Origin of the sequence: Acidovorax delafieldii 2AN (genome assembly GCF_000175235.1) — a bacterium.
Lineage (GTDB): Bacteria > Pseudomonadota > Gammaproteobacteria > Burkholderiales > Burkholderiaceae_C > Acidovorax > Acidovorax delafieldii_B.
Map to the genome: position 1 here is coordinate 1 of NZ_ACQT01000124.1, position 11,002 is coordinate 11,002.

Annotated in this window: 8 protein-coding genes and 1 pseudogene; 8 read left to right on the forward strand and 1 reads right to left on the reverse strand. The window is 67.9% G+C overall.

Translation table 11 applies throughout. From position 1 onward, the window contains the following. The 7 genes and pseudogenes from ACDELDRAFT_RS14420 to ACDELDRAFT_RS14450 all read left to right on the forward strand — a co-directional run. Positions 1-546, forward strand: a 546-nt coding sequence (locus ACDELDRAFT_RS14420; protein ID WP_005798048.1) for a flagellar basal body L-ring protein FlgH, incomplete at its 5' end; no start/stop codon positions are given. Between the two features lie 17 nt (positions 547-563). After that, positions 564-1,562, forward strand: a complete 999-nt coding sequence (locus ACDELDRAFT_RS14425; RefSeq protein ID WP_005798050.1) for a hypothetical protein — start codon at positions 564-566, stop codon at positions 1,560-1,562. A gap of 167 nt (positions 1,563-1,729) precedes the next feature. Beyond that, positions 1,730-2,881, forward strand: coding sequence for a flagellar basal body P-ring protein FlgI (locus tag ACDELDRAFT_RS14430; RefSeq protein WP_005798052.1), 1,152 nt, complete (start codon positions 1,730-1,732; stop codon positions 2,879-2,881). A 49-nt stretch (positions 2,882-2,930) separates the two neighbouring features. Next, positions 2,931-3,832: pseudogene (gene flgJ, locus ACDELDRAFT_RS14435) on the forward strand (flagellar assembly peptidoglycan hydrolase FlgJ). Positions 3,833-3,848: 16 nt separating this feature from the next. Continuing rightward, entirely contained in the window at positions 3,849-5,843 is a 1,995-nt protein-coding gene (flgK, locus tag ACDELDRAFT_RS14440) for a flagellar hook-associated protein FlgK (protein WP_005798056.1), read from the forward strand. Positions 5,844-5,863: 20 nt separating this feature from the next. Further along, positions 5,864-7,120, forward strand: coding sequence for a flagellar hook-associated protein FlgL (gene flgL / locus ACDELDRAFT_RS14445; RefSeq protein ID WP_005798058.1), 1,257 nt, complete (start codon positions 5,864-5,866; stop codon positions 7,118-7,120). Positions 7,121-7,192: 72 nt separating this feature from the next. Beyond that, the gene (locus tag ACDELDRAFT_RS14450; protein WP_005798059.1) at positions 7,193-8,428 is read left to right on the forward strand and encodes an HDOD domain-containing protein; all 1,236 of its coding nucleotides are present in this window, start codon (positions 7,193-7,195) and stop codon (positions 8,426-8,428) included. Positions 8,429-8,763: 335 nt separating this feature from the next. Here ACDELDRAFT_RS14450 and ACDELDRAFT_RS14455 read toward each other — a convergent pair whose 3' ends face one another. Continuing rightward, entirely contained in the window at positions 8,764-10,224 is a 1,461-nt protein-coding gene (locus ACDELDRAFT_RS14455; RefSeq protein ID WP_005798061.1) for an aminotransferase-like domain-containing protein, read from the reverse strand. Positions 10,225-10,360: 136 nt separating this feature from the next. Here ACDELDRAFT_RS14455 and ACDELDRAFT_RS14460 point away from each other — a divergent pair, with 136 nt between their 5' ends. Continuing rightward, on the forward strand, positions 10,361-10,960 hold the full coding sequence (locus ACDELDRAFT_RS14460; protein WP_040329296.1) for a LysE family translocator: 600 nt from the start codon (positions 10,361-10,363) through the stop codon (positions 10,958-10,960). Positions 10,961-11,002 lie beyond the last annotated feature (42 nt).

Sequence of the window (11,002 nt, forward strand, 5' to 3'; positions counted from 1 at the left end):
CACGCCGCCAGCTACCGGCCCGCCTTCGAGGACCGGCGCGCGCGCATGGTCGGCGACACCGTGACCATTCGCATCGAAGAGAACATCACGGCCAAGCAGAACTCCACCTCGACGGTCGACCGCAAGTCGAGCAACGAGGCGGGCATCACCGCGCTGCCGTTCGTGGGCAGCAGCTTCACCGACAAGACCAAGCTGGGCAGCGCCAACGACAGCAAGTTCACGGGCACCGGCAACACGGCCAGCAGCAACACTTTCGACGGGTACATCACCACCACGGTCGTGGAGGTGCTGCCCAACGGCCACCTGGTGGTCACGGGCGAGAAGCAGATCGGCGTGAACGACAACGTCGACGTGCTGCGCTTTTCGGGCACCGTGGACCCGCGCTCGCTGCGCACGGGCACCGGCGGCTACGAAGGGTCGGGCAGCGTGATCAGCTCCCGCCTGGTGGCCAACGCCCGCGTGCAGTCGCGCGGACGCGGCGCCCAAGGCGAGGCACAGGCCATGGGCTGGCTTGCGCGCGCTTTCAACACGATCACGCCGTTCTGAACGCCCGTAACCCGCCCATGCCGCCGCTGCATTCCTGGCTTCTTCGCGCAGCTGCCGCCGCCCTGGCGCTGCAATGCGCCCTGGCGGGCGCCGCCGATTTTCGCGACCCGGTGGACCAGCCGTTCGTGGTCTGGCCCAACATACCAGTCGTGCGCGCGTCCGACCTGGGCGACTACGACGGCGACCGCAAGGTGTTTGCCGACCTGCACGCCGGCAAGGGCGACCCGGCCACGGTACTGGCCGCGCTGCAGGCCGTGGACACGCTGCAGGCCCACCACGAGCGCACGGCGCTGGCCCAGCTGGGGCGCACGCTCAACACCCAGCTGATCGGCGAGCTCGACCGGCAGGCCCGGCGCATCAACACCCGCGCGCCGAAGCTGCGCTTCGAATTTGCCGGCATCACGCCCGAAGAGCTGCAGCGCGCATCCGCTGCCGACGCCAAGGCGCTCGATGCCCTCAAGGCCAAGGCTGGCCAGGTGGCGCTGGTGGCCTACGTCACCTACACACGGCTCGAAGGCGCGCTGGTGCAGGCAACCGCCACCTTGGTGAAACTGGGCAGTGGCGCATCGCAGAGCTTCACCGTGACAGCGCCCGCGCCCACGCTGGCCGACGTGTTGGCGCGCGACATCTTCGACTACTTCCAGGGCACGCGCTTTCCCCAGCACCGCAATCCGCAGGCGGCATGGGAATGGCTCATGGCCGCTCCCGGGCATGCGGACCAGCTCGTGTCCCGCGATACCGCGCAGCGCTACTGCCAGTCGCAGGACGCCGCCCTGCCAACGGCGGCAGAGCTGGAAACGGCCGAAGCATCGGGCTTCTATGGCGGCGGCGTGGCGCTGCGCTCGGGGGGCGTTTACCACATCCAGTCGGGCCTGTACGACACCACGCAGGCCCTGGCGGACAAGGTGCGCGCCAACCACATCGCCACCGTGCCCAATGGCTATTACTACTGCATTCGCCGGCAGGCCGGCGCTACGGCGGCTGCCACCCCGAAGACCGCCAAGGCGCGCCGCTGATCATTCAAAATTGATAGCTGTACGCGCTTAACCAGCAAGCGCATGCGGCTATTTTTGTTGATGTATCTGACCCCAGGGGTCGGTACGGGCCATCGGCATCGGCCCGTGCGATAAGGCGGCGGAAGCAGGCTCTTTTCCCCCCTTCGTCTGCCGCGCGGCTGGCCACAATGGGTGCCATGAAAACCTTGCACTCCGCTCGCTTCGCATGGCTGCAGGCCCACGCGTTTGCGCTGGCATTGGGTCTGGCCGCCTGCGCCGCAGCCCTGCCCGCCCACGCCCTGCGCATCAAGGAAGTGGCGGCCGTGCAGGGCGTGCGCAGCAACCAGTTGTCGGGCTACGGCCTGGTGGTGGGGCTGGACGGCACCGGCGACCAGTCCACGCAGATGCCGTTCACGGCCCAGGCCATGGCCAACTACCTGCAGCAGATGGGCATCAGCCTGCCGCCCGGCACCGCCGCGCCACAGCTCAAGAACGTGGCCACGGTGGTGGTCACGGCACAGTTGCCGGCATTCGCGCAGCCAGGGCAGATGATCGATGTGGCCGTTTCCTCCATGGGCAATGCCAAGTCGCTGCGCGGTGGCACGCTGATCGCCACGCCGCTGCGCGGCGCCGATGGCGAGATCTATGCCCTGGCGCAGGGCAACGTGGTGGTGGGCGGGGCCGGCGCATCGGCAGGCGGCAGCAAGGTGCAGATCAACCACCTGAACGCCGGCCGCATCCCCGAGGGCGCGCAGGTCGAGCGCTCGGTGCCGACGCCGCTGCACGATGGCGACACCATCACCCTTGGCCTGAACGCCATGGATTTCCAGACCGCGCGCAAGGTGGCGCAGGCCATCAACGCCCGCCAGGGCCAGGGCACGGCCACGGCGCTGGACGGACGCACGGTGCAGGTCGCGGCGCCGCAAGACCCCGGCAGGCGCGTGAACTTCATCGCCGAGCTCGAAGAACTGCAACTGCCCGATTCCACCCCGGCCGCCAAGGTGGTGATCAATGCGCGCACCGGCTCCATCGTGCTCAACCAGGCCGTGACGCTGGGGCCCTGCGCCATCGCGCACGGCAACCTGTCCATCACCATCAGCAGCACGCCCATCATCAGCCAGCCCAACCCCCTTTCGCGGGGCGTGACCGTGGTGGCGCAAAAGAGCGACATCGCCATCCAGCAGGAAGCAGGCAACGTCATCCAGATGCCGCCCTCGCCGCAGCTGGCCGACGTGGTGCGCGCGCTCAACACCTTGGGCGCCACGCCGCAAGACCTGTTGGCCATTCTGCAGGCCATCAAGGCCGCCGGCGCCCTGAACGCCGAGCTGGAAGTGATCTGACCATGCCCGGCACCTCGTCCCCGCTGGCGGCCGCACACCAGGAGTGACCATGGCCTTGACCCTGCCCTCATCCACCACGCCCAGCACCACGAATGCGCTGGCGGCCGATGCGCGCTCGCTCAACGCCCTGAAATACGAGTCGGGCCAGAACAGCGCCCAGGCCGCCAAAGAGGCAGCCAAACAGTTCGAATCGCTCTTCATGCGCGAGCTCATCAAGAGCATGCGCGAAGCCACGATGAAATCGGGCATGCTGGACAGCGCCCAGGGCGATCTGGGAACCGACCTGCTGGACCAGCAGCTGTCGGTGCACATGTCGGGCGTACCCGGCGGGCTCTCCGAAGCCATTGCGCGCCAGCTCTCGCGCCAGATGGGGGGCGCCGACACCACCATCTCAGCCCCGTCCACCTTGAGCCTGCCCGGCGTGGTGTCGCGTTCTTCGACCCCACCCCCGTGGCCGCGGGGCCCGCGCCCAAAGGCCGCGACAGTTTCGTGCAGTCGCTCAGCGCCACCGCCGAGCGCGTATCGCAGGACAGCGGCATCCCCGCCAGCTTCATGCTGGGCCAAGCCGGCCACGAGACCGGTTGGGGCAAGAGCGAGATCAAGAACGCCGATGGCTCCAGCTCCTTCAACCTGTTCGGCATCAAGGCCGGCAAGGGCTGGACCGGCAAGGTCGCCGAGGTCACCACCACGGAATACGTGGGCGGCGTGCCCCGCAAGGTGGTCGCGAAGTTCCGCGCCTACGACTCGTACGAAGACTCGTTCCGCGACTACGCCAGCCTGATCAACAACAGCCCGCGCTACGAGAAAGCGCAGGCCACTGCCAAGACGGGCTCGGCCGTGGCCTATGCGGCCGAGCTGCAGAAGGCCGGCTACGCCACCGACCCCGAATACGCCAAAAAGCTCAGCGGCGCCATCAACAGTGCCCTGCGCGTGCAGCGCGCACAGGCCTGAGCACACGAGGTAACCCATGAGCCTGCTCAACGTCGGGGCCCGTGCCCTTCTGGCCAACCAGGTCGCCCTGCAAACCGCGGGGCACAACATCGCCAACGTCAACACGCCCGGCTATTCGCGCCAGACCGTGGTGCTGCAGACCGTACAAGGCCAGTTCACCGGCGGCGGCTACATTGGCCAGGGCGTGGATGTGCAGACCATCCTGCGCAACCAGAGCGAACTGCTCACGCGCCAGGCCGCTGCCGCGGGCTCGACGCAGTCGGCCGACGCCACGCGGGCCGAGCGCCTTCGGCAGCTGCAGGAAGTTTTCAGCGGTGGCGCCACGGGCCTGGGCGCCGCCATCAACGACATGATGAATTCGTTCTCGGACGTCGTGAGTTCGCCCACCGACCTGACGGCCCGCACCGTGGCCCTCACGCGAATCGATGAAACCGCCGCGCGCATGCGCTCGGCCTCCGACCGCGTCAACGAAATCCAGTACACGGTGACCGAGCAGCTGGGTAGCAGCATCACCGCCATCAACAGCCTCGCCTCGCAGATTGCCAGCGTGAACGAACAGATCGCGCGCGCCAAAGGCAACGGCCAGACCCCCAACGATCTGCTGGACCACCGCGACCAGCTGATCCGCGACATCAACCAGTATGTGCAGACCACCCAGATTCCGGCCGACGATGGCACGGTGGGCCTGTTCGTGGCCGGCAGCCAGCCGCTGGTGCTCGGCACCAACGCAACCCCGCTGTCGGTGGGCGATGCCCAGGACTTCCCCGGCAGCGGCCAGCTCAAGCTGTACTTCAATCCACCCGGTGCCACACCGATCGAGATCGATGAAAACATGCTGGGCGGGGGCTCGGTGTCGGGCCTGCTGCGCTTCAATAACACCGATCTGGCCGAGGGCCGCAACCTGCTGGGGCGCATGGCGCTGGCCATCGGCACCACGATGAACTACCAGCAGACCCTGGGCCTCACGCTCGACGGCGCGGCAGGCAAGCCGCTGTTCGCCACCCCGGCCAGCGTGCAGGGCTCTACCGCAGGCTCGGCGGTGGGAACCATCGATTTCACCGACCCCACCAAGTTCTCGCCCACCCAGTTCGCGGCGTCCGACTACGAGGTGCGCTACGACGCCGCAGGTGTCGGCGGCCAGGTGGTGCGGCTGTCGGACGGAAAAGCGACCGCGTTCGCCAGTGTCGGAGCGCTTGCAGCCACACAGATCGACGGCCTGACGTTCAACTTCACCACTGCAGGCGCGGCCAACGAAAGGGTGCTCTTCAAGCCTTTCGCAAGCGCTGCGGGCAACATCCAGGCGCTGGTTTACTCGCCGCGCGACCTGGCTGCGGCCAACCCCGTCAATGCGGCCATGGGCACCGCCAATGCCGGTACGCTGCAACTGTCGCAGCTCAAGGCCACGGGCGTGCCCACCCCGCCCGGGCTGGTGCTGCCGCCCAATGGAGACACCGCCACGCCGCCTGCCTTCCCTGGCGGCATTCAGTTGCGGTTCAACGCCGGCCCTCCCGCCACTTACGACGTCCTCAACCGGGGCAGCAGCCCCGCAACGACGGTGGCCACGGCGCAGCCCTACACCCCGGGCGCCCCGATCTCGATCGACGGCTGGCAAATCACCCTGCAGGGCACGCCCAAGAGCGGTGACACCGTCAACGTGGGCAACGCCCTTGACCCGCAGTATGGCGACTACTACACCCGCAACGCTGGCAACGCCAGTGCGCTGATGGGCCTGCGCGACGTGAAGATGTTCGACAACGCCACGCTGAGCGACGGTTACGCCGGCGCCATTGCCCAGGTGGGCACGCGCACCCAGAGCGCCAGCTTTGCCGCCAACCTGTCCACCACCATCGCAGCCAACCTCGAGCGCGACCGCACGGCGGTGTCGGGGGTGAATCTGGACGAAGAAGCCGCCAAGCTCATCCAGTTCCAGCAGGCTTATCAGGCGTCCGCCAAAATGCTGCAGATTGCCCAGAACATTTTCGACAACCTGATCCAGACCGTGGGTCGCTGAGGGGTTCACAGGAGTCCGATATGAGCAGCAATACCATTTACCGCGTGGGCACTGCCAACATGTATGACAACGCCTTGCGCAACCTGGGCGAGCGGCAGACCTCGCTGTCCAGCCTGCAGGAGAACCTGACCTCGGGCAAGCGTGTGGTGCGCGCCAGCGACGATCCGGTCTCGGCCGCCCAGGCCGAGCGCGCGCTCACGCGGCTGTCCCGCATCCAGACCGAGCAGCGCGCCCTGGAAACGCAGCGCAACGCCATTGCGCAGGCCGAATCCGCCATGGGAGAGGCTGTGGGCCTGGTGCAGAACGCGCGCGAACTCATCGTGAGCGCCGGCAACGGCACCCTCACCCCCAACGATCGTGCCACCATTGCCAACCAGCTCAAGGGCCTGCGCGAGCAACTGAGCGAGGTGGCCAACCGCAAGGACACCAACGGGGTGCCGCTGCTTGGCGCCCTGGGCAGCGCGCTGGCGCCGTTCCTCGGACCACTGACCACCTCGCCCGACTACACCTTTGACGGGCTTGCGGGGCAGAACAGCAGCACGGGTGTGTCCATCCCCAATACGCTGGACGGCGATTCGGCCTTCATGTTCCAGCCGCAGCGCGATGGCGTCTACAACGCCAGCGTGAGCACCATTCCCAACGGCCGCCAGCTCACCACCGACGGCATCAAGCCCACCAACACCGCGTTGGTGACCGGCGACCAGTACACCATCGCCTTCAGCGCGGTGGGCCCCGGCGCCACCACCGGCACCACCACGGCCACCTACACCATCACCAACACCACCACGGGCGCCGTGTCCGCCCCGGTGACGGTGCCCGACTTCCCTTCCGACAAGCCCGTCACCATCGCGGTGACCGGCGTCCCGGGCCTGAGCTTCAACATCACCGGCACGCCGGCCACCGGCGACACGGTCACCCTGCAGCCCAGCGCCAGCATGTTCAGCACGCTCGACAGTGCGATCCGCGATATCGGCGGCGCGGCGAACAACAATGCCGCCACGCAGGCCGTGGGACAGGCCCTCGCCAACGTGGATATCGGGCTCGAACGCATGCACAACATGCGCAGCTATGCCGGCGAACTGCTCAACCGCGCAGACCGCATCACGGGCGACCAGGACAAGCGGTCCATCCAGCTCGAAGGAGACCGCTCGCGCGCCGAGGATCTCGATATGATCAAGGGCATTTCGGACTTCCAGAACCAGCAGGTGGGTTACGAGGCTGCCCTCAAGTCGTATGCCTCGATCCAGAAGCTGTCCTTGTTCAACTTCATCAGTTAAGACCCGCTCGCGCGGTGGGAGGCCCACCCCGTCGAAAGGATCCGGCCCCGCTGTCCAATCGCTTCACCGCCCATGGTCCAATCCGTACTAGGCAGCCTGATTCTTGGCTATCGCCCCCTGTGGAGTCGGGCCCGCAAGCTTGCGGGTGTGCAGCTCTATGTGCAGAACGAGGCCGCCACGGTGGTGGATGCAGCCCACCTGCTGCGCACGTTGCAGGAACTGTGGTCGTCCACCTCGCCACCGCTGCTGTTGTCCGCGCAGACCCGCCAGCTTTTGTGCACCCTGCTTGAAGAGGCGCCGCGCGGCGCGCCATGGATCGAAGTGCGGGGCGACTGGCTTTCCGACACCGCCATCTGGAGCCGCGTGAAGGCCGCCCACCAGCGCGGCCTCAAGCTCGTGTGGCGCGGCGACGTGGGCCGACTGCCCGAACCCGAAGTGGCCCGCTGCTTCGACAACAGCCTGCTCACGCTGCGCCCCGAAGACGCCGTGGCGGCCCTGCAAAAACCATCCGCCCGCCCCGGCACCCCGGCACCGGCGACGCGCACAGCAAGCCCGGTGCTGGCAGGCCAGATGTACGAGAACGTCGCCAGCCGCGCCCTGATGGAGCATTGCCTCGACCAGCAAAACGCCCTGGCGCTGGCCGGCTGGCCCGTGGAAGACGTGCTGTACGGCCAGCGGCACCAAGCGCCCCAGCCTTCGCATGCCGTGATTCTGCGGCTGATGAAGGCCATCGATGCCGAGCAGTCGCTCGAGACCTTCGAGGAAATCATGGGCGAAGATCCGCTGCTCGCCTACCGCTTCATGGTCTACACCAATTCGGCGGCACTCGGCCTGCGCACCGGCATCGACTCGCTGCGCCGGGGGCTGGTGATGATGGGCTATGGCTCGCTCAAGCGCTGGCTTTCCGACCAGTTGCCCCATGCCAGCACCGACCTCAACCTGCGCCCCGTGCGCGAGGCCATGGTGATCCGCGCGCAACTCGTGGCCCACCTGCTGGACGCAGGGGTCGAGAACGACCTGCGCCGCGAAATCTACCTGTGCGGCCTGCTGTCGCAGCTGGACGAGATCATGGGCGAACCCCTGGGAGGCATCCTGCGCCGCATCCCGCTGTCCGAGCGCATCTACGACGCCACGGTGCTGGGATCGGGGCCCTACGCGTCGGGCTTGCAGATGGCCTGCGCCCTCGAATCGGACGACGCCAGCGCCATCCGCAAGCTGTGCGAGGCGTATGAAATGGACCTTGAGGAAGTCAACCGCGCACTGCTGCGGGTGCTGGCCGACCTCGAAGTCGATCGCGCCGCGGGCTGAACCAGGCTGCGCAGCCCCGCGGCCTGTGGGGTCCACCGGCATTCGCCACCACCCCTTTCAGGCCGGGCTTCACCAAAAAGCTGCGACGGACTGCGCCTCGCCGGTGCCCCGGCATGGCGCAGAGGGGGAGCGCGGCGGTTTCGGTGTGCGCGGCGCAGTCGGTGGAAAGCCTCCGTCCTGGCCGCTCCACATCCCTGCCGTGCGGGCCCACCGCCATAGGCCCCCCGCTGGCCGCAAACCGCCACACCGCCGCCACGAAAGGGGCGTCGCATGCCCGTCGCGCCCAGCCCGGTGATGACGGCGCATGCCATCACCGCGCAGCGCGTGCACTGCCGCTACCGGCTTTGCGCCACCACGCGCTGGAACGTGCGCCAGAAAGCGGCATCCTGCGTGGTGGCAAAGTTGATGCGCATCAGCGTGCAGGGCTGCCGCGTGGCGTGGAACAAGGCGCCCGGCGCCAGCAGGTAGCCCTCGTCCAGCATGCGCTGGGCCAGCATGTCGGTGTCCACGCCGGTTTCCACCCAGCCGAACATTCCCGCCGGCTCGGCCGCGAAGGTGCAGCCGGCTTCCAGCGCCAGCTGCACGCTGCGTGAGCGTGCCTGGGCCAAGCGCAGGCGCATGCGCTCGGCATGGCGGCGCAACTGGCCCTGGTCGATGCACAGGGCCAGCGCCTTTTCCAGGATCGACGGCGTTGTCAGCGTGGACAGCAGCTTGGTGTCCAGAAGCCGCTCCACCAGTTCTTCCGGCGCGGCCAGGTAGCCCACGCGCCAGTTGGGCGCCAGGATCTTGGCAAAGCCGCTCACGTAGATGGTGCGCCGCAGGCCATCGAGCACCGACAGCCGCGTGGCATGGGCGGGCGCGATGTGGCTGTAGGTGTCGTCCTCCACCACATGGAAGTTGTGCCGCTGCGCCAGTTGCAGCACCTGGTGGGCGCTGCCGGGCGAGAGGCAATAGCCGGTGGGGTTGTGGAACACGCTCACGCTCACGAACAGCTTGGGGGCGTGGGCCTCGCAATAGCGCGCCATCACGGCCAGGTCGGGCCCGTCGGCCCGCCGGGGCACGGGCAGGATGCGCATGCCCAGCGCGTCCAGCCGCGCAAACTCGACCGACCAGCCAGGCTCTTCCACCATGACCGGATCACCAGGGCGCAGCAGGGTGCGGCTCACGATGTCGAGCGCATGCGTGGCCCCCACCGTGGTCATGACCTGCGCGGGCCGCGCCGGAATGTCCAGGCCCGTCAGCCGGCGCGCCAGCACCTGGCGCAGGCCCGGGTCGCCCATGGGGTCGCCATACTGCAGCGAGCCCTCCTGCAGCGCCCGGCTGCCGGTCACCTTGCGCACCGCCGCCGCCATGAAGCCCGACTCCAGCCATTCGGAGGGAAACACCCCGGCACCGGGCTGCGGGTAGGTGGACGCCTGGTGGAACATGCCCCGGATCAGCGCGGTGGCGTTGATGCGCGAACCCGAAGCCAAAGGCGCGGTGCCCGTGGCCGTGCGCAGCGTCACATTCGCTACGCTTTGAATAGCAGAAGACGCTTGCCCTTCAAGCGCCACAGCCCCGTTTTGCACAAAATCGCGCACATAGAAGCCTCGCTGGCTGCGCGCCTCGACCAGCCCCTGGGCCTGGAGCTGGTCGTAGGCGGCCACCACGGTGTAGGGGCTCACGCCCTGCTGGCGCGCGCACTCGCGCACCGAGGGCAGGCGCGCGCCCGCAGGCAGCAGCCGCGAGCGGATGCGTTCGGCGAAGCGCTCGGCCAGTTGTTCGGTCAGGGTGTGGTTGCTGGAGCGGGTGAGCATGCGGAGCCTTGCCATGCAGAGACCAACTGTGCTGCCACGCATGCCAGCACAGTTGGTTTCATTGTCAAAAAAACTGTATTGCTACTGTATTGCAATTATCTCTACAGTGAAAGCCGATCACCTCTTTATCTGCGCCATGCCAACCGTTGAATTCACCGCCCTGCTGGCACTGGCCGCCGCCATGAGCTTCAGCCCAGGACCCAACACCACGCTGTCCACCGCACTGGCGGCCAACCAGGGGCTGCGCCATGCCATGCGTTTCGTGTGCGCCGTGCCCGTGGGCTGGAGCGTGCTGCTGCTGCTAAGCGCGGGCGGCCTTGGGGCGGCGGTGGTGGCGGTGCCCGCGCTGCGCTGGGGCATCAAGGCCGTGGGCATTGGCTACCTGGTGTGGCTGGCCTGGAAGCTCAGCCAGAGCGCGCAGCTCGGCCAGGCCGACGCCGCGCGCATGAACGTGGGCTTCTGGCAGGGCGCGGCACTGCAGTTCGTGAACATCAAGGCCTGGTTGCTGGCGCTGACCATCGTGGCGGGCTGGATCGTCGGGCGGGACGACAGCCTGCAGCGCCTGGCCGTGGTGCTGCCGGTGATGGCGGTGTTCGCGCTGTCGAGCAACCTGCTGTATGCCGCGGCGGGCGCGCTGCTGCGCCACTGGCTGGCACGGGGCAGGCGCCTGCTGTGGTTCAACCGCGCCATGGGCTGCGTGCTGGTGGCCACGGCTGCATGGATGGTGCGGGCATGAGCGCCCCCATGCCTGCACCTTGCGCCAGCCCCGGCGTGCCCG